The sequence below is a fragment of the Variibacter gotjawalensis genome, from assembly GCF_002355335.1.
GTDB lineage: Bacteria > Pseudomonadota > Alphaproteobacteria > Rhizobiales > Xanthobacteraceae > Variibacter > Variibacter gotjawalensis.
On record NZ_AP014946.1, the window covers coordinates 655,285 to 673,782 of the forward strand.

The 18,498-nt window shown below is 64.2% G+C and carries 14 protein-coding genes; 10 read left to right on the forward strand and 4 right to left on the reverse strand.

Annotation, left to right across the window (positions count from 1 at the left end; all coding sequences use genetic code 11):
- Positions 1-25: 25 nt before the first annotated feature.
- On the forward strand, positions 26-565 hold the full coding sequence (locus GJW30_RS03240) for a gamma-glutamylcyclotransferase (protein WP_245408639.1): 540 nt from the start codon (positions 26-28) through the stop codon (positions 563-565).
- 120 nt (positions 566-685) lie between these two features.
- Here the strand turns inward: GJW30_RS03240 and GJW30_RS03245 are convergent, their stop codons facing one another.
- Positions 686-1,069 carry a nuclear transport factor 2 family protein gene (locus GJW30_RS03245; RefSeq protein ID WP_096351582.1) on the reverse strand — a complete coding sequence of 128 codons (384 nt, stop codon included), beginning with the start codon at positions 1,067-1,069 and terminating at the stop codon, positions 686-688.
- Between the two features lie 96 nt (positions 1,070-1,165).
- On the opposite strand from GJW30_RS03245, the gene GJW30_RS22500 reads away from it, so the two are divergent.
- The 7 genes from GJW30_RS22500 to purH all read left to right on the forward strand — a co-directional run bounded on the left by GJW30_RS22500 (position 1,166) and on the right by purH (position 8,500).
- Positions 1,166-1,309, forward strand: a complete 144-nt coding sequence (locus tag GJW30_RS22500; protein WP_157746677.1) for a hypothetical protein — start codon at positions 1,166-1,168, stop codon at positions 1,307-1,309.
- Between the two features lie 51 nt (positions 1,310-1,360).
- A complete protein-coding gene (locus GJW30_RS03250; protein ID WP_096351585.1) occupies positions 1,361-1,753 on the forward strand; it encodes a thiol-disulfide oxidoreductase DCC family protein in 393 nt (130 codons plus the stop codon).
- Positions 1,750-3,402, forward strand: a complete 1,653-nt coding sequence (locus tag GJW30_RS03255; protein ID WP_096351588.1) for a saccharopine dehydrogenase family protein — start codon at positions 1,750-1,752, stop codon at positions 3,400-3,402. Before GJW30_RS03250 ends, GJW30_RS03255 begins: the two co-directional genes overlap by 4 nt.
- Positions 3,403-3,573: 171 nt before the next feature.
- Positions 3,574-4,101: a L,D-transpeptidase gene (locus GJW30_RS03260; RefSeq protein WP_096351590.1), complete on the forward strand. Its 528-nt coding sequence runs from the start codon at positions 3,574-3,576 to the stop codon at positions 4,099-4,101.
- Positions 4,102-4,283: 182 nt separating this feature from the next.
- A complete protein-coding gene (gene htpX / locus GJW30_RS03265) occupies positions 4,284-5,237 on the forward strand; it encodes a zinc metalloprotease HtpX (protein ID WP_096351592.1) in 954 nt (317 codons plus the stop codon).
- Positions 5,238-5,370: 133 nt separating this feature from the next.
- The gene (locus GJW30_RS03270; RefSeq protein ID WP_096351594.1) at positions 5,371-6,702 is read left to right on the forward strand and encodes an RsmB/NOP family class I SAM-dependent RNA methyltransferase; all 1,332 of its coding nucleotides are present in this window, start codon (positions 5,371-5,373) and stop codon (positions 6,700-6,702) included.
- 205 nt (positions 6,703-6,907) lie between these two features.
- Positions 6,908-8,500, forward strand: coding sequence for a bifunctional phosphoribosylaminoimidazolecarboxamide formyltransferase/IMP cyclohydrolase (gene purH, locus GJW30_RS03275; RefSeq protein ID WP_096351596.1), 1,593 nt, complete (start codon positions 6,908-6,910; stop codon positions 8,498-8,500).
- Positions 8,501-8,558: 58 nt separating this feature from the next.
- Here the strand turns inward: purH and GJW30_RS03280 are convergent, their stop codons facing one another.
- Both GJW30_RS03280 and GJW30_RS03285 read right to left on the reverse strand, forming a co-directional pair.
- Positions 8,559-9,941, reverse strand: a complete 1,383-nt coding sequence (locus tag GJW30_RS03280; protein WP_096351598.1) for an MFS transporter — start codon at positions 9,939-9,941, stop codon at positions 8,559-8,561.
- Between the two features lie 107 nt (positions 9,942-10,048).
- Positions 10,049-14,887 (reverse strand): NAD-glutamate dehydrogenase, encoded by a 4,839-nt coding sequence (locus GJW30_RS03285; protein ID WP_096351600.1) that lies wholly within the window; start codon positions 14,885-14,887, stop codon positions 10,049-10,051.
- A gap of 327 nt (positions 14,888-15,214) precedes the next feature.
- On the opposite strand from GJW30_RS03285, the gene GJW30_RS03290 reads away from it, so the two are divergent.
- Positions 15,215-15,724: a peroxidase-related enzyme gene (locus GJW30_RS03290; RefSeq protein ID WP_245408774.1), complete on the forward strand. Its 510-nt coding sequence runs from the start codon at positions 15,215-15,217 to the stop codon at positions 15,722-15,724.
- Positions 15,725-15,767: 43 nt separating this feature from the next.
- A complete protein-coding gene (locus GJW30_RS03295) occupies positions 15,768-16,799 on the forward strand; it encodes an alpha/beta hydrolase (protein WP_245408640.1) in 1,032 nt (343 codons plus the stop codon).
- Between the two features lie 135 nt (positions 16,800-16,934).
- Here the strand turns inward: GJW30_RS03295 and GJW30_RS03300 are convergent, their stop codons facing one another.
- Positions 16,935-18,467: a 4-hydroxyphenylacetate 3-hydroxylase family protein gene (locus tag GJW30_RS03300; protein ID WP_096351602.1), complete on the reverse strand. Its 1,533-nt coding sequence runs from the start codon at positions 18,465-18,467 to the stop codon at positions 16,935-16,937.
- Between the last annotated feature and the right edge of the window lie 31 nt (positions 18,468-18,498).

Here is an 18,498-nt window from a genome sequence, read left to right on the forward strand (position 1 = left end):
CGCCATGATAAGCGCCACACCCATCATGTCATCCCGAACAGACGATCTTTGGGTTTTCGGCTACGGCTCGCTGATTTGGCGGCCCGGCTTTGATTTTGTCGAGCGCGTCTCGGCAAAATTGATCGGCGCCCACCGCGCGCTCTGCGTATTCTCGCACGATCATCGCGGCACGCCGGAAAAACCCGGGCTCGTTCTAGGACTTGACCAAGGCGGCGCGTGCCGCGGCGTCGCCTATCGCGTCGAGGCCAAGCAGCGCGACGCGACGATCGAATACCTCCGCGCGCGCGAGCAGACCACGATGGTCTACCACGAGACGAATCGCTCGGTCTGGCTCGACGGGCAGAAGGATCGCCGCGTCTCCGCGCTCTGCTACGTCGTCGATCGCGGACACAAGCAGTATGCGGGGCGGCTCTCGATCGACCAGCAACTGCATCTCGTACGGCAAGGTCACGGCCGCTCCGGCGCTAACCGTGATTATGTGATCGAGACGGTCCGCGCGCTGGAAGAACTCGGCTGCCGCGATCGCGATTTGCATTTGCTCGCCGAGAAGTTGAAGGCTGGTTGAGAAGCACTTTCACCTCTCCGTCGTCATGGCCCGCTTCATGCGGGCCATCCACGTCTTGGCTGAGCCCGCAAAAGGGTAAGACGTGGATGGCCCGGACAAGCCGGGCCATGACGGCAACAATCAACCTCTCATCAACTGCGCGCCCATCATCTGGTGCAGCAGATTCATCGCCTTCAGCGGCCGCACCATCACCTTGAAATGCGTGATCTTGTCGTCCGCGTTCCACGTGATGATGTCGACGCCGTTGATCGTGATGCCATCGATCACGGTCTGAAACTCGAGCACACCCGACGTCGTCCCGACCCACTCGTTGAGATATCGAAACTCGTCGTTGTTCAGGACATGCAGCGCGGCCGTCAGATATTTGGCCGTGATCGCCTTGCCGTGCTGCGGCGTGTGCACGACCGGCGACTCGAACACGACATCGTCGGCCAGCACGTCGTTTAGCGCCCCCGTATCCTTAACCTTGACCAGCGCGTGCCATTTCTCGATCAATTTCGCCATATTGAGCCTCCCGGTCGTGATAAATGCCGCTTTAGCACGAAAACGGCGATATGCCCGCAACCCACTGTTAGGACTTGCCGCCTTATCCTGGTGGGCATGACCGACCTTCTCGCAAACCTCTCTGCGCCCCTGAACGTTCTGTACGCGCTCGCCCCGACGATCGTGATGCTCATCGCGGCGAATCTGCTGGTCGACCGTTCCGGCGGCGCAGACGCTTTGGCCATTCGCGCCGAAGCATAGACCTCCCCCGGGCAAACCGGTTAGTTTCGGTGCAGGCCCCTCTGCATCCGAATGCGCATCATCCTCTACGACGGCGTCTGTATCCTCTGCTCGCGCAGCTATCGCTTCGTCACGCAGCGTGATGTCGCGCGGCAGTTCCGCTTCGTCGCGATCCAGGAGCCGGAAGGCCGCGAACTCGCCGCACGCTTCGGCATCGACGCCGATAATCCCGACACATTCGCGCTGATCGACGACGGCGTTCTTCACACCCGCTCGGACGCCGCATTGCGCATTCTCGCGTCGCTGCCGCGCTGGCGCTGGGCGCGCATTCTGCGCTTGATCCCGCGCGCGTTGCGCGATGCGATCTACGATGTCGTCGCGCGCAATCGCTATCGCTGGTTCGGCAAGAGCGACGTTTGCATGCTGCCGCCAAATCGTGAAGCTTCACGAGGCCCGAACGCATGAGCCGCCGTGTTCTCGTTATCGGCGGCACCGGCGCCTTCGGCGAGCGCCTCGTCGAGGGTTTGCTCTGGCGCACCGACGCCGCCGTGCTGATCGGCGCACGCGGTGTCGATCGCGCGGAAGGTGTCGCGCGACGTTTGCGCATTCTGTTTCCGGATCGCACGATCGAGAGCGTCGCGATCGACACGGCGACGCTCACCGCCGAAACGCTAAGGGCTTTGGACCTGTTCATCGTCGCCGATGCGGCCGGCCCGTTCCAACACGCACAGCCGGCGACGGCGCGCGCCGCCATCGCGGCCGGTTGCCACTACATCGATCTCGCCGACGCGCGCGATTTCGTCGCTGCTTTTCCGGCGCTCGACGAACAAGCGAAAGCCGCCGGCGTCGTCGCGCTCACCGGCGCAAGCTCGACGCCCGCGCTCAGCCACGCCGCGCTCGACGAGATCACACGCGGCTGGCGCGCGATCGACCGCGTCGATGTTGCGATCTCACCCGGCAATCGCGCGCCACGCGGGTTGTCCGTCGTGCAGGCGATCCTCGGCCGCACCGGCAAACCGGCACGCGTCTTCACGGGCGGACGTTGGCGCGAAGCGCCGGGCTGGGGCTTGCTGATCCGCCGCCGCCTGCCCGGGCTCGGCAAACGTTGGCTCTCGCTTGTCGAAACGCCGGACCTCGATCTCCTGCCGCAGCGTTACGCGCCGCGGGATCGCGCAATCTTCCGCGCCGGCTTCGAGCTCGCCTTCATGCATCTCGGCCTCTGGCTAGCAAGCCTGCCGGTGCGCATCGGCCTGCTGCCGACGCTGCTGCCGCTCGCCAAGCCCTTCCATTGGATCGCCGATCGCCTCTTCCGCTACGGCACCGATCGCGGCGGCATGATCGTCACCGCATCGGGCCGCGACGCCGGAGACAATCGTGTCCAAGCGTGGTGGGCCGTCATCGCGCCGACCGGCGACGGCCCGAACATTCCGACGCTTCCAGCCCTCGCTGCCGTGCGTGCCTTGCTCGCAGGTCGCGACATCGCGCCCGGCGCCCGCGCCTGCGTCGATGTCCTGAACCTCGCCGACATCGCGGACGAATTCCGCCGCTTCCGCATCGTCACGCGGCAACGCGCCCGACCGCAATCGCTCTACGCCCGCGTCCTCCGCGACAGCCTGAATGAAGTCCCCGCGCCGATCCGCGCCGGCCACACGGTCGACGGCCGCCTCGTCCTCGCCGGCATGGCTTCGATCGAAGGCGCCGCCAACGCTGCTGGGCGCCTGTTCGCCCGGCTCTTCGGCTTTCCGCCGGCTGGGCAGAACATCCCGGTCCGCGTCGAGATGACCGAGAATGAGGACGCCGAAGTCTGGACCCGCACCTTCGGCACGCGGCGCTTCAAGAGCCGCCTCTCTGAAGCCGGCCCGGGCCACATGGACGAGCAATTCGGCCTCGTCTCCATCCGCCTCGCCGTCACGGCCGACCGGCAGGGCGTGACCATGCGGTCCGTTTCGGCCCGCCTAGGCCCCATCCCCCTGCCCGCCTGGCTGACCCCGCGGTCCCGCGCGATCGAAACCGTCGATTCGGCCGGGCGATTTACCTTCGACGTGCCGATCGCAATGCCTTTGCTCGGCCAGGTCGTCCGCTATCGGGGCTGGTTGAAACCCTCCACCGCTTGAACAGCGCCCAAACCCGCAAGACATTGTGCCGCAGGCGCAACACTGCCGGATCAATTAACGCCCAGACACAACCTTCACGTAACAGTGCGCTGCATTCTTTAACGCCCAAAGGGTAAGTATCCCGGCGCGCCAATCTCCCGGACGCGTTCAAAGGTTGGGAATAAGAAAACAATGCATCGGTTCATCCTCGGTGCGGCCGCAGCCGCTGCGGCCTTCTCGGCACTCATCTCCGTAACGGCAATTTCGACCCCCGCGCAGGCGCGCGAAGTCGTCCACTATCGCGGCGAAGGCGCGCCAGGCACGATCGTCGTCCGCCTGTCCGAGCGCCGCCTGTACCTCGTCAACAGCGACGGCACGGCGATCCGCTACAAGGTCGGCGTCGGCCGCTTCGGCAAGCAGTGGACCGGCCTCAAATACATCAACGGCAAATACGTTCAGCCGGCCTGGTCCCCGCCCGCCGCCGTCAAGCGCGACAAGCCGTCGTTGCCGGACGTGATCGAAGGCGGCTCGCCGCGCAACCCGATGGGCGTTGCCGCGATGACGCTGAGCGGCGGCGACCAATACGCGATCCACGGCACCAACGTGCCGAACTCGATCGGCGGTTTCGTCTCCTACGGCTGCATCCGCATGCACAACGCGGACGTCATGGACCTCTTCCAGCGCGTCGGCGTCGGCACGCCGGTTCTCGCCACGCGCTAAACACCCCGAAATCAACCAGAACTCGAAAGCCCGGCCTCACCGCCGGGCTTTTTGCTGTCCGGGTATCCGGGTGACGGCGATGCAATGTCGCACCCCGGCTTCTAGTCCTTGATGCAACGAAACGGCTCCCCAACTTTTATCGCGTGCGCGCTCCTTTGCGCGCGATGGGAGAGTGAATTTCGATGAACTACATGCGCACGGCCCTCCTGCTCGCAGGTCTGACGGCGCTGTTCATGGGCGTCGGTTTCTTGATCGGCGGCAAGACCGGCATGCTTCTGGCGCTCGTCGTAGCGGCCGGCATGAACTTCTTCACCTACTGGAAAGCCGACAAGATGGTGCTGTCGATGCACGGCGCCCACGAGGTCGACGAGCAGACGGCACCCGATCTCTATCGGATGGTGCGGGATCTCGCGCAGCGCGCGAACCTGCCGATGCCGAAGGTTTACCTGATGGACGAGCCGCAGCCGAACGCCTTCGCGACCGGCCGCAATCCCGAGAACGCCGCCGTCGCGGCGACGACAGGCCTGCTCAACAATCTCACGCGCGAGGAAGTCGCCGGCGTGATGGCGCACGAGCTCGCGCACATCAAGAATCACGACACGCTGATCATGACGATCACCGCAACCATCGCGGGTGCGATCTCGATGATCGCGCAGTTCGGCATGTTCGCGGGTCACAACCGCGACAACAACAACGGTGGCGGCATGGGCATCATCGGGACCATCGCGATGGTGATTCTCGCGCCGCTCGCCGCGATGCTCGTGCAGATGGCGATCAGCCGCACGCGCGAATATGCCGCGGACCGCATGGGCGCCGAGATCGCGGGTCAGCCGATGTGGCTTGCCAATGCGCTGAACAAAATCGCCGGCGCCGCGCAGCATATTGAGAACGATTCGGCGGAGCGCAGCCCCGCGACCGCGCACATGTTCATCATCAACCCACTCTCGGGTCAGCGCATGGACAACTTGTTCTCGACGCATCCCGCAACCGAGAATCGCATTGCGGCGCTGCAGGAAATGGCACGCACGATGGGTGGCACGCCCGCGCCGTCATCGCCCGCAGCGTCGTCGCGCGGTCCTTCGCCCGCATGGGGCGGCCGCCGCGACAGCGCACCGCAACGCGGCCCGTGGGGTTAACGCAAGGGCACGAGCCGCCAACGCAAACGTGATCGAATCATGACGAGCCCGGACTGCATGGCAGCTCCGGGCTCGATTTATTTTTGCGCCCTGCTGCCGACAAATCGCGCAGCATCGATTAACGTGCGGACGTATGGCGCGTGCGCAAATTCAATCCGAAGCTCCTGGTCTCGCGGCGCGGCGTATCGCGGCGGATATCGTCGAAGGTGTGCTGCGCGGTAAGCGCTCGCTCGACGATCATTTCGACGGCGCGCAAGCGCATCCCGCATTGGCCGCCATGGAAGATCGCGATCGCGCGCTCGTGCGCATGCTTGCCGCCACGGTGCTGCGCCGTCTCGGCTCGCTGCGCTACTTGTTGGAGCGATATCTCGCGCAAGGGTTGCCGAAGGATGCGCCGCGCGTCGAAACTGCGCTGCTCATCGGCATTGCACAAATTCTCTGGCTCGACGTGCCGGACCACGCCGCCGTCGATCTCTCGGTGCGCCTTGTGCAGGCGGATCGTCGCGCGCAGCGCTATCCGGGTCTCGTCAACGCGGTGCTGCGCCGCGCGAGCCGCGAAGGCATCGCGGATCTCGAGGCAGCGCCCGCAACCATCGATGTGCCGTCCTGGTTGAGCGAACGCTGGCGCAAGGCGTATGGCGATGACGCCACCGACGCGATCGCGCTGGCGCAGCGCGCGCCGCCGCCGCTCGACATCACCGTGAAGCAGAACGCGGACGAGTGGGCGGCACGCTTGCGCGGTCATGTTTTGCCGACCGGCTCGGTCCGCGTCGTCGCGGAAGGCGCCGTGACGCGCATGCCCGGCTTCGACGAAGGCGCATGGTGGGTGCAGGACGCGGCCGCCGCGCTCCCCGCGCGTCTGCTCGGCGATGTCGCCGGCCAAAACGTCGCCGATCTCTGCGCGGCACCCGGCGGAAAGTCCGCGCAACTCGCGCAGGCCGGCGCGAAAGTGACGGCCGTCGATCGCTCGTCGCCGCGGCTTTCACGGCTGAAGCAGAATTTCACCCGCCTCGGGCTCGATTGCGAGATCGTCGTTGCCGACATCACGGCATGGGATGCGCCGCAATTCGACGCCGTGTTGCTCGACGCGCCGTGCCTCGCGACCGGAACGATCCGCCGCCATCCGGATGTCGCGTGGCTCAAACGCGACAGCGATCTCGAATCGCTCGCTGGTCTGCAGTCGCGATTGCTCGACGCCGCCGTCGCGATGACGAAGCCGGGCGGCCGCATCGTCTATTCGGTCTGCTCCCTCGAGCCCGACGAAGGCGAGACGCAGATCGCGTCGCTGCTCGCACGCAACGAGACGGTCGAGCGCGACGCGATCGCGGCGGATGAAGTCGGCGGCCTCGCCGAGATCATCAACGCCGGCGGCGAACTCCGCTCGTTGCCCTCGCATCTTGCCAATCCCGATCCCCGCCTAGCCGGCATGGACGGCTTCTTCGCCGCCCGGTTGCGGAAGCGCTGACTCGTAGCCCGGATGGAGCGGCGGCGAAGCCGCGCGCGAAATCCGGGGCCCTAGGGCAAAACGACCTCCCCGGATTGCGTTCGGCTGCGCCTCACTCCATCCGGGCTACAATCCCCGCAACGGAGGAAAAACGGGCCAAAAGGCTTCCCGTGATGGCGTAACGCCATTAAGACGAGCCCCGAAAGCCTCCGGAGACCTGCCGAAAATGACCGAAAAACCCCGTCACATCGCCCGCGCCCTGATTTCGGTGTCGGACAAGAAGGGGCTCGTCGAGTTCGCCCACGCACTCTCGAAATTTGGCGTGGAACTGGTCTCGACCGGCGGCACTGCCAAAGCGCTCGCGGACTCCGGCCTGCGCGTTCGCGACGTCTCCGAGCTCACCGGCTTTCCCGAGATGATGGACGGCCGCGTCAAGACGCTGCATCCGAAAGTGCACGGCGGCCTGCTCGCGATCCGCGATGACGACAAGCACGTCGCCGCCATGCAGGGCCACGGCATCCAGCCGATCGATCTCCTCGTCGTCAATCTCTACCCATTCGAGGAAACGGTTGCGAAGGGCGCCGACTACGACGACTGTATCGAGAATATCGACATCGGCGGTCCCGCGATGATCCGCGCTGCCGCCAAGAACCACGCCGATGTCGCCGTCGTCGTCGATGCGTCCGACTATCAGGCCGTTCTCGACGAGATGAAGGCGAACCGCGGCGCAACGACCCTCGCGCTGCGCCGCCGCCTTGCCGCCAAAGCTTATGCGCGCACCGGCGCTTACGACGCCGCGATTTCCAACTGGTTCGCGAGCGAGAACAAAACCGAAGCGCCGGACTATCGCGCTTTCGGCGGCGCGCTCGCGGAGGCGCTGCGCTACGGCGAAAACCCACACCAGCAGGCATCGTTCTATCGCACGCCGGAGAAGCGCTTCGGCGTCGCCACCGCGCGCCAGGTGCAGGGCAAGCAACTGTCCTACAACAACATCAACGACACGGACGCGGCTTACGAATGCGTCGCCGAGTTCGATCCGGCGCGCACCGCGGCCTGCGCGATCATCAAGCACGCCAACCCGTGCGGTGTTGCCGAGGGCGCCAGCCTGATCGAAGCGTATCGCAAGGCTGTCGCTTGCGACTCGACGTCCGCTTTCGGCGGCATCGTCGCACTCAATCAGCCGCTCGACGCCGAGACCGCGAAGGTCATCACCGAGATCTTCACTGAGGTGATCATCGCGCCGGATGCGAGCGAGGAAGCCATCGCGATCGTCGGCGCGAAGAAGGCGTTGCGCTTGCTGCTGACCGGCGGCCTGCCCGACTCACGCGCACTCGGCCTGACCTTCAAGTCGGTCGCGGGCGGCATGCTCGTTCAAACGCGCGACAACGGCTCGGTCGACGATCTGAAACTGAAGGTCGCGACAAAGCGCGCGCCGACCGACCAGGAAATGCAGGATCTTCGTTTCGCCTTCCGCGTCGCCAAGCACGTGAAGTCCAACACCATCGTCTATGCAAAAGACGGCGCGACTGTCGGCATCGGCGCCGGCCAGATGAGCCGCGTCGACGCCGCGCGTATCGCGGCCCGCAAGGCCGAGGATGCCGCGAAGGAACTCGGACTACCCGCTCCGCTGACGAAGGGCTCGGTCGTCGCCTCCGACGCATTCTTCCCGTTTGCGGACGGCCTCCTGGTCGCGATCGAAGCCGGCGCCACCGCCGTCATTCAGCCGGGCGGCTCGATGCGCGACGACGAAGTGATCAAGGCCGCAGACGAAGCCGGCATCGCGATGGTGCTCACCGGCATGCGCCACTTCCGGCACTAGGAGCTTTTCCAGGCGAAGTGGGAACCGGTTCGCCGAAGGAAATGCGACCAAACCAAAACTAAGGCTGCGGCGCTTTCACCCGCGACAGCAGCACCAGCCCGACCGTGAAGAACAGGATCAGCACCATCATGCCGCCGCGCTGGCTCGCAGTGGCGGCGGTCACGATGCCGACCAACAGCGGACCGAGGAACGACGTCACCCGGCCCGACAGTGCGAACAATCCGAAGAATTGCGCCATCCGCTGCGGCGGCGAAAGCCGCGCCAGCAATGTGCGCGACGCCGCCTGCATCGGTCCAGCCGCGAAGCCGATCATGATTCCGATCAAGACATACATTTTCTCGGGCGCGGACGCGAAGAGGCCATCGCCTGGCGTTGCGGGCGCAACCGTCATCCAGAAAATATAGTCGCGTCCGATGCAAAGGATCGCAATCACCGAGCACAGCAGCAGGCCGAGGCTGATCATCACGACGCCTTTCGACCCGAGACGATTGTCGAGGAAGCCTCCGATCAAAGCACCAAAAGTGCCGCTGATTGCAGTCAGAATGCCGAAGATGCCGAGTTCTGTGGTCCCCCAGTCGAACGTCGACGACGCGAAGATGCCGCCGAACGCGAACAGCGCCACCAGCCCATCCGCGTAGATCATGTTGGCAATCAAAAACGTCGCGGTGTTCGGATGTTCCTTGAGGTGATTGAGCGCCTCGCGCAGACGCGAGACCCCCTGCCGCATCGCATCGCTAACCGGCATTCGCGCCGGCGTATCCGGCGTGAAGAGAAACATCGGGATGATGAAGATCACGAACCAGATCGCGGTCAGCGGCCCGGCCGCGCGATCGCCCTCGCGTGCCGCTGGGTCGAGGCCGAAGATCGGATTGAGGCCGATCAGCGTTTTCCCGGTTTGCGGGTCGCCGACCATGAACAGCAGCATGACGAAGAGGCTGAGCACGCCGCCGACATAACCCGTCGCCCAGCCGATGCCGGAGAGTTTGCCGAGTTGCTCCGGCTTCACCAGCGTCGGCATCATCGCGTTGTTGAACACGGTCGCGAATTCGGTGCCGATGGTCGCGATGATGAAGGCGAGCAGCACGATCGGCACTGTCTCCGGCGCAGCGGGCCGGCCGAACCAGAGACAGGAACTGCCGACGACCAGCAGGCATCCGAACGCCAAGATCCATGGCTTGCGCCGCCCGGAGGCGTCCGCCACCCCGCCCAGAAACGGCGAACCGAGCGCGATCAGCAGACCCGCGAACGCCGTCGCGTAACCCCAAATCGCCTGCCCCTGCACGGGGTTCGCGGCCACCGCGTTGGCGAAATACGGAGCGTAGATAAACGTCGTGATCAGCGTGAAATAAGGCTGCGCGGCCCAATCGAACAGCGCCCAGCCGAAGAGCGCGCGGCGAGGGGCCGGCTGGGGGTCGACGTCAGGGACGCCTCTGAAGGTCATTCTTTTTGGGTTCCGCCGCCGGGAGCCTCGGAAATCGAATCTTACTCGAATTCCAAGGTTCTCGGTAGCGGCGTATGTGTGGTTACGCAAGCAATGCTTGGCGCGCCTCAGTGCTTCACAAGGTCACCGACGAGGCTCGCCGCGACCGCAAGCTTTGAAATGCTCGGCGTCGACCGCGCGATCTCGCCGACCGCCGCCTTGATGCGATCGACATCGGCCGAGCGCGGCTTGACCCAAGCCTCCACGGCCGCCGGGCCGGTCGCGCCGTTCTGAACCATCTCGGCCGCAATCCGCCGCTCCGCTTCCGCGATTTGGTCGAGCGCACGATCGAGCGCCAAACGGTCGAAGTAATCGGTAACCGGAATGCTCGACGCCGGCGCGCGGATTTGATCGAGCTGGAAGAACGCTCCCGCCTCGAAATACGTCGCGGCGACGTCCGCGATCGGTTTCTTCGCGCGGTCTGCGACCAAGATGATATCCGGCGCCGCCTTGAGCACCGCGAGGCTCGCGATGCGTTTCGCGAGATCCTCCGGCACGCCTGCCTTGGTGAATTCGGCAACACGGTCGGCACGGAATTTCTGTGCGTCAGCCGGCAACGCCGTGTCGAGCGACGCCGCGATCTCGGCAATGCCGTCGCCGTAATGCTTCACGAGATCGCCGATGCCTTGCGTCGGATCGGTATGGCGCAAGAACCAGACGAGACGATCGAGCAGCGTGTCCTGCACGGCAGCGTAGAGCGCGAGCTGCGTCTTGCCGTCGATCTTGTTGTCGAGCGCATCGATTTCGGTGTTGAGCGCCGTCATCTGGTAGCTGTCGCGCACCAGCGCGAACGCACCCGCGATGCTCGACGGCGCGGCACCGGTTTGGTCCGCGATGCGCACGACGAGCGACGGCCCGCCGCGATTGATGATCGAGTTCGCGAGCTGCGTCGCGATGATCTCGCGGCGCAGGCGATGGCTCTGCAATGCGTCCGGATATTTCTCCGACAGCTGCGGCGGGAAATAGCGGCCTAGTTCGCGGCTGAGGTAAGGATCGTCCGGCACCGACGAGTCAAGCAGTTCGCTATAAAGCGAGAGTTTCGCGTAAGCGAGCAGCACCGCGAGTTCCGGCCGCGTCAGCGCTTGGCCGCGCCGGCGGCGCTCGCCGAGTTCGATATCGTCCGGCAGATATTCGATCTTGCGATCGAGTTCGCCGACCGCTTCGAGCGTCTGCATCAGGCGTTGCTGGAAGCCGAGATCTTCGACACCGCGCCGCTCGACCAGCGAGAGCGCGAGCGTCTGCAGATAGTTATTGCGCAGCACCAGCGCGGCGACTTCATCCGTCATCTCGGCGAGCAGTGCATTGCGCGTCTCGTAAGTGAGACGGCCGTCGGTCACCGGCGTCGTCAGCGCGATCTTGATGTTGACCTCGACGTCCGACGTGTTCACGCCGGCCGAGTTGTCGATCGCGTCGGTGTTCAGACGAATGCCGCGCGACGCCGCTTCGATACGCCCGCGCTGCGTTGCGCCGAGATTGGCGCCCTCGCCGATAACCTTGCAGTTCAGCTCCGCGGCTGCCGCGCGGATCGGATCGTTCGCGCGATCGCCGGCCTGCTCCTCCGTCTCGGCAGACGAGCGGATGTAAGTGCCGATGCCACCGAACCACAGGAGATCGCATTGCATCCGCAGGATCGCGCGCAGCACAGCCTGCGGCGTCGCTTTAGGCGACGGCAAGCCCAGCATCTTCTGCGCAACCGTGGACAGCGTGATCTCCTTGGCGGAGCGCGGATAGATGCCGCCGCCTTCCGAGATCACCGACTTGTCGTAGTCCTGCCAACTCGAGCGCGGCAGTTTGAACATGCGCTCGCGCTCGATGAAGCTCTTTTCGGTGTCGGGGTTCGGGTCGATGAAGATGTCGCGATGATCGAAAGCCGCGACCAGCTTGATCGCGCGCGAACACAACATGCCGTTGCCGAACACGTCGCCCGACATATCGCCGACGCCCGCGACCGTGAACGGCGTCGTCTGGATATCGACGTCCATCTCGCGGAAGTGCCGCTTCACGGCCTCCCAGGCACCGCGCGCCGTGATGCCCATGCCCTTGTGATCGTAGCCGACCGAGCCGCCCGATGCGAAAGCATCGCCGAGCCACCAGCCATGCTCGAGCGCGAGACCATTCGCGATGTCCGAGAACGTCGCCGTGCCCTTGTCGGCCGCAACGACGAGATACGGATCGTCGTTGTCGTGACGCACGACATTCGGCGGCGGGATGATGCCGTCTTTGCCGATGTTGTCCGAGATATCGAGCATCGACTGCACGAGCAGTTTGTAGGTCGCGATGCCTTCCGCCATGAACTCGTCGCGCGAAAGACCGACCAGCGAGCGCTTCGGAACGAAGCCGCCCTTCGCGCCGACCGGAACGATGACGGCGTTCTTCACCTGCTGCGCCTTGACGAGGCCGAGGATCTCGGTGCGGAAATCCTGCGGACGATCGGACCAGCGCATGCCGCCGCGCGCGACCTTGCCGAAGCGGAGGTGACAGCCTTCCATGCGCGGCGAGCAGACGAAGATTTCGTACAGCGGGCGCGGCGCCGGCAGTTCTTCGATCTCGCGCGAGCGGAACTTGAACGCGATCGTCGGCTTCGCCGAACCGTCGGCATTCTTCTGGAAGAAATTCGTCCGGATCGCGGCATGCAGAAGGTTGACGAATCGGCGCAGGATCACATCCTCGTCGAGCACCGAGACAGCCTGCAAGGCCTCCTCGATCTCGGCGACGATCTTCTTCACGGCTTCGCCGCGCTGCTCGATCGCTTGCTGCGAGGCAGGATCGAACTTCGCGTTGAATACCGCGACAAGCTGCGCCGCGATGCCGGCGTGCTTGCGCATCGTCGTCCACAGATAGTCCTGCGAATACGCGATACGCGCCTGCCGCAGATAGCGCGCCAGCGTTCGCAGCATCGCGACGTCGCGCCACGGCAACCCGGCCGCCATCACGAGGGCGTTGAAACCGTCGTTCTCGGCTTCGCCGCGATTGATCGCCAGCACGGTGTCTTCAAGACGATGCGCGAGCCCCGAAACGTCGAGCGGTGTCCCATCGTCGCGCTCGAGCAGCATGTCGTGGAACCAAATTTCGTTCACGGGTCCACCGGCCGGATCGATGCGCAGCGTGCGCTCGTCGACAACGCGGAAGCCCATATTCTCCAGCACCGGCACGCGCTCGGAGAGCGGGATCGGGCGGCCGTAGCTCCAAAGCTTCAGGCTTGCCGAACTCTCGGGCTCGCCGTCGCGCCGATAGAAACTCACCGCGATCGGTTTTGTCGGCGAAAGGCCTTCGATCTCCGCGATATCGGCGACAGCCGTCGCGGGCGAATAGATTTCGCGATAGCCGACCGAGAAGGCGTCGCGATACTTGGTCCGCAGCGCGGGCGCAGTGGATGCCGGATGCGCGCGCGCGACCGCCGTGCCGAAGTCGTCCTGCCAGGTCCGGATGATCGCCGAGACTTTGTCTTCGAGCGTCGAACGCCCGACATTCGGTGCTTCGTCGTTGCTGCGCGCGATGATGAAATGCACGCGCACGAGCGGGCCATCGAGGAACAACGGATAGAAGGTGGATACGTGTCCGCGGTATGTCTCGGAAAGATATTTGCCGATCGCCTCGCGCGTTTCGGACGTGTAGCGATCGCGCGGCAGGAATACGAGGACCGACACGAAACGGTCGAAGCGATCGCGCCGTGCGAGAACACGCACGCGCGGCCGCTCCTCGAGCTGCGTGATCGAGGTCGCGAAGCCATAGAGCGTCGCCTCATCGATTTGGAACAGGTCGTCGCGCGGATAATTCTCCAACACGCTGACGAGCGCCTTGCCGGAGTGGCTGTTCTCCGGGAAGCCGGCGCGATGCATCACGCCGTCGATCTTGCCGCGGATATACGGGATCGAACGCGCCGTGCGCGTATACGCGGTCGACGTGAACAGGCCGACGATCCGCAGCTCGCCGATGACCTTGCCGTCGGCGTTGAACTCTTTGACGCCGACATAGTCCATGTGGATGCGGCGGTGAACGCGCGAGCGGATATTCGCCTTCGTGATGATGAGCGCCTTCGGCTCGCGCAGAAACGCACTGATCTCCGGTGTGATCGCGAGCGCTTCGCCGCCGCGCCGAAGTACGGAGAGATCGCGCTCGCGCATCAGGCCGAGGCCGGTTTCGTAAAGCGGCGTCAGCGCTTCGTCGCTCTCGAACGCATAATCGCGAATGCCGAGGAAAGTGAAGTTGTTGGCGAGCAACCACTCGAGAAATTGCACGGCTTCCGCGATTTCGCCGGCCGGCAGCGGCGGAGGATTATCGCGCAGTTTCTTAATCTCGGCGTTGACGCGATCGAGCATCGGACGCCAATCCTGAACGCTGAGCCGCACGTCTTTGAGTGTGCGCTCCAATGCGTCGACGATCGTCTTGCGTTTGCCGGCGTCCTCGATACGTCCGAGGTCGATATGGATGAGGCTCTCGCGCGTCTGCTTGCCGGATGCCGGTTTGTCGCCCGCGAAGCCGACGAGCTTTCCGCTCGCGTCGCGCTCAACCGTCACCATCGGATGCGCGACGAGGCGAACGTCGGCGCCCTGGTCGGTCAGTTCCGTCAGCACGGAGTCGAGAAGGAATGGCATATCGTCGTTGACGACGTCGAGGCCCGAAATGGTGGCAAGCCCAGCGGTGTCCGCATCGGCTTTCGGATTGTCGAGGCGGATCAGCGGTTCTCCGGCTTTGCGCTGTTGCAGCGCATCCCAGGCGCGCTCGGCTTGCGCCGCGAGTTCATTCGCATTGTAGCCAAGCAAGTCTTCTGACGCGGCACGGCCGAAGAGCAACTCGACGAGGTCTTTCGGAATATCGCTGCGGCGAGCCGAAAGAACATCGTTCGTTTGTTCGATCAGTTGGCGGCTCGCCCGCTCTTCTTGTGCAATCAACGTATCAACAGGCATTTCCCCGTCCCCAAAATTGAGCCGTCCGGCATCTGCATCAAATGCCGGATAGTCTTCCTCAGTCGATCTGCTATGTCGAGGGGCGTCTTCAAAACCGTAGTGCTCGGCAACGGAAGCCATTAGTCTGCCCATCCGCAAAAGTTGTGTCCGGAAGGCCTAGTGATGAAATCTAAAAGCAAGATGACACCCCGCACTGCAGCAAGCGCTGCTAAGCCGAGCGCCAAAGCGCAGTCGAAACCCTTGAAGGTTGTCCCAGCAGCGAACAAACAACCCGACGACTTCCCCGCGATCGCACTGGATCTCCCGCCTGCACCGCTGTCGCCCGCTATGGCGCCCTACTTTGCCAAGTGCGAGGAGAAGCTCGGCTTCGTCCCGAATGTGCTTGCGGCCTACGCCTTCGACATGCCGAAGCTCGAAGCCTTCTCGGCGATGTACAACGACTTGATGCTGGCGCCGTCCGGCCTTTCGAAGCTCGAGCGCGAGATGATCGCCGTCGCGGTTTCGTCGCATAACAAGTGCTATTACTGCCTCGTCGCGCATGGTGCAGCCGTCCGCGCGCTCGCGGGCGATCCGAAGCTCGGCGAGCAGATGGTGATGAACTATCGCGCCGCGCGCCTCTCCAAGCGTCAGCGTCAGATGCTCGACTTCGCCGTCAAGCTGACCGCAGAGCCGTGGAAGATCGAAGACGAAGATCGCGACGCGCTGCGCAAGGTCGGCTTCTCGGATCGCGATATCTGGGACATCAGCGCGACCACCGCTTTTTACAACATGTCGAACCGCGTCGCCGCCGCAACCGACATGCGACCAAACGAGGTCTATCACGCGCAAGCGAGGTAACTCGTCTCTACCCTGACCAAAATAAAAACAAGAGCAGGAGGAAATGATGAGACTAACTGCGATCGCACTCAGCCTTGCCGCGCTGGCATTCGCCGGCACGGCATCGGCGCAGACCACAAAGCTCGTCACTGAAGAGATGATGGTGCCGTCTACCGACGCCGGCATCGAGCTCTACGTCCGCAACAAGCGCCCGGCCGACATGACGACGTTCCGCCCGGAACGCACGATCGTTTTCGTGCACGGCGCGACCTATCCGGCGCACACGGCATTCGATCTGCCGCTTGGCGGCATGTCGTGGATGGATTACATCGCGTCGCGGGGTTACGACGTCTACCTGCTCGACATTCGCGGCTACGGAAAATCGACGCGGCCGAAGGAGATGGACGAAGAGGCGACGAAGAATCCGCCGATCGCGCGCGGTGACACGGCCGTGAAGGACATCGGCTCCGTCGTCGATTTCGTGCTCAAGCGCCGCAACATTCAGCGCACCAACCTACTCGGCTGGTCCTGGGGCACGACGCTGATGGCGACCTACGCGTCGCAGAACCAAGCCAAGGTGGAACGCCTCGCGCTGTTCGCACCGGCGTGGATCCGCACCACGCCGTCACTCGTTCAGGCGGGCGCAGGTCCGACACCGGCTTATCGCACTGTCCGCAAAGACCAGGCGCTCGACCGCTGGATGACCGGCGTTCCGGAAGACAAGAAGGCTGATCTCATTCCGGCCGGCTGGTTCGACCAATGGGCGACCGCAACGTGGGCGACCGATCCGAAGGGGGGCGGCACGACTCTCCGCGCGCCGAACGGCGTCGTTCAGGATGGTCTCGAATTCACCGGCGCCGGTAAGGCTTACTTCGATCCGTCGAAGATCACGGCGCCGACGCTGTTGATCCTCGCCGAATGGGATCGCGACACACCGCCCTACATGGCGCAAACGCTGTTCCCGTTACTGACGAACTCGCCCGGCAAGCGCCTCGTCATGCTGGCCGAAGGCACGCACACGATCATCATGGAGAAAAACCGGCTGAAGCTGTTCGAAGCCGTGCAGGCGTTCTTCGATGAGGCGGGAAGGTCGTAGAGACACCCTCATCCTGAGGAGCACGGCGCAGCCGTGCGTCTCGAAGGATGCAGGCCCCGGGCCGTCCTCGTCCTTCGAGACGCCGCCGTCGGCTTCGCCGACATCGGCTCCTCAGGATGAGGACGGAATTTCTAGCTACTCCGCCGCCTCTTTCGCACCCGGCAATTCTGGAACCTCGCAGCCGGTGACGCAACAGCGTCCCGGCTGTTTCGACACACGCTGGCCATCCGCCAGCACGCCGCGATCGAGCAATTGCTCGACCAGCTCGCGCTTCTCGCCGACCGGATAGTTGCGCCAGATCTCGCGCTTCATCGCTTCGGGCGAACCACCGCCATGCAGCGAGATCAGCGAATACCAAGACCCCTGATGCGACGCCGTGAGGTCTTCCATCAGCCGCGCGACTTCCATGCGTTGCGATGACGGGATGTCGGGGCGTCCTGCCAGCACGGCAGACAAAGATGCCGCCGTCTCCGGATTGTGATCCTCGTCCGGACCCGGCAGCGCGACGATGAGACCGCCGGAAACGTAGTGCGCCAAGCGATGCATGTCGTAGATCTGCGTCGCCAGCAGCAACTTGCCGATATTGGAGAAGACGGCGTCCGGCATCATCGTCGCCGACTCGTCCTTTATGCCGTAGACCGAGGCCGCGACGCCGCAGGCGAAGAAGCCCTCGACGATCTTGATGAGCTCGACCATCGCATCGCGCACATGCGCGTGACGATCCGTGTCGAGGCCGTTCGCCTCGATCATCAGCGCGCCGGTGCCGATGAGGAGATCGCCGAACCCCGCACGCGCGCCGATGCACGAGTGGCGATGATGCGTCGCGTAGCTCGTCGTGAGGTATCCGCCCTCTTCGCACTCGCTCGCGAGGAACACATTGTCCCACGGCACGAACACGTCATCGAACATGACCACGCCGGTCGATTGCCCGTAGCGCGCCGAGAATTTTGCGGCGGACTCGCCAGGCCGTCCCGCCGGCCGCGCCGCGATGGTGACACCTTCGGCGTCGACCGGCACCGCGCAGCACACCGCAAAATCTTTGTCGTCCGGCGTCATCGTGCGGCACGGCATGACGAGGAATTCGTGCACATACGGTGCCGAAGTCACGATCGCTTTCGTGCCGCGAATGACGATGCCGTCCTTACGGCGTTCCTTGATGTGAACGTAGACGTCCGGATTATCCTGCGCACCGGGCTTGCGCGAGCGGTCGCCCTTCGCGTCCGTCATCGCGATGCCGAGTGTCAGGTCTTCCTCCTGCACGCGATGCAGATAGTTGAGGAAGCGCGCGTGATAGTCGGTGCCGTGGTTGGCATCGATACGCGTCGTCGCTTGGAAGATCGCGTTCAGCGCGTCGTGCGCGAGGTAACGCTGCGCGCAGCCGCTTTCGCGGCACATCAGCCGCACGGCCTCGAGCTTATAGAGCAGATCCGTCGACGTATCGTTGATGTGCAGCATCCGGTTGACGGTTTTGCCGGACGTGCGCTGACGCGCCGTCATCAACGGCAGATGCTCGCTCTTCAACGCGAAGTCGTAGGAGACGCCGATCGCGTTGATGCCGGGCGAAAGCTGCGGTGCATCCGCGACGCTGTCGATCCGCTCGCCGTTGACGAAGACGCGCGGCTTGAAGCGGCGCAACGAGTCGCGATAGTCCGCAGCGGACATCAGCATGGCGTTTCTCCGTTATTTTAAACGGAGGATG

What these genes read in the sequence shown, in the direction of transcription:
- GJW30_RS03240 (WP_245408639.1), top strand. Translation starts at nt 26, where the DNA reads ATGTCATCCCGAACAGACGATCTTTGGGTTTTCGGCTACGGCTCGCTG.
- GJW30_RS03245 (WP_096351582.1), bottom strand. Translation starts at nt 1,069, where the DNA reads ATGGCGAAATTGATCGAGAAATGGCACGCGCTGGTCAAGGTTAAGGAT.
- GJW30_RS22500 (WP_157746677.1), top strand. Translation starts at nt 1,166, where the DNA reads ATGACCGACCTTCTCGCAAACCTCTCTGCGCCCCTGAACGTTCTGTAC.
- GJW30_RS03250 (WP_096351585.1), top strand. Translation starts at nt 1,361, where the DNA reads ATGCGCATCATCCTCTACGACGGCGTCTGTATCCTCTGCTCGCGCAGC.
- GJW30_RS03255 (WP_096351588.1), top strand. Translation starts at nt 1,750, where the DNA reads ATGAGCCGCCGTGTTCTCGTTATCGGCGGCACCGGCGCCTTCGGCGAG.
- GJW30_RS03260 (WP_096351590.1), top strand. Translation starts at nt 3,574, where the DNA reads ATGCATCGGTTCATCCTCGGTGCGGCCGCAGCCGCTGCGGCCTTCTCG.
- htpX (WP_096351592.1), top strand. Translation starts at nt 4,284, where the DNA reads ATGAACTACATGCGCACGGCCCTCCTGCTCGCAGGTCTGACGGCGCTG.
- GJW30_RS03270 (WP_096351594.1), top strand. Translation starts at nt 5,371, where the DNA reads ATGGCGCGTGCGCAAATTCAATCCGAAGCTCCTGGTCTCGCGGCGCGG.
- purH (WP_096351596.1), top strand. Translation starts at nt 6,908, where the DNA reads ATGACCGAAAAACCCCGTCACATCGCCCGCGCCCTGATTTCGGTGTCG.
- GJW30_RS03280 (WP_096351598.1), bottom strand. Translation starts at nt 9,941, where the DNA reads ATGACCTTCAGAGGCGTCCCTGACGTCGACCCCCAGCCGGCCCCTCGC.
- GJW30_RS03285 (WP_096351600.1), bottom strand. Translation starts at nt 14,887, where the DNA reads ATGCCTGTTGATACGTTGATTGCACAAGAAGAGCGGGCGAGCCGCCAA.
- GJW30_RS03290 (WP_245408774.1), top strand. Translation starts at nt 15,215, where the DNA reads ATGGCGCCCTACTTTGCCAAGTGCGAGGAGAAGCTCGGCTTCGTCCCG.
- GJW30_RS03295 (WP_245408640.1), top strand. Translation starts at nt 15,768, where the DNA reads ATGATGAGACTAACTGCGATCGCACTCAGCCTTGCCGCGCTGGCATTC.
- GJW30_RS03300 (WP_096351602.1), bottom strand. Translation starts at nt 18,467, where the DNA reads ATGCTGATGTCCGCTGCGGACTATCGCGACTCGTTGCGCCGCTTCAAG.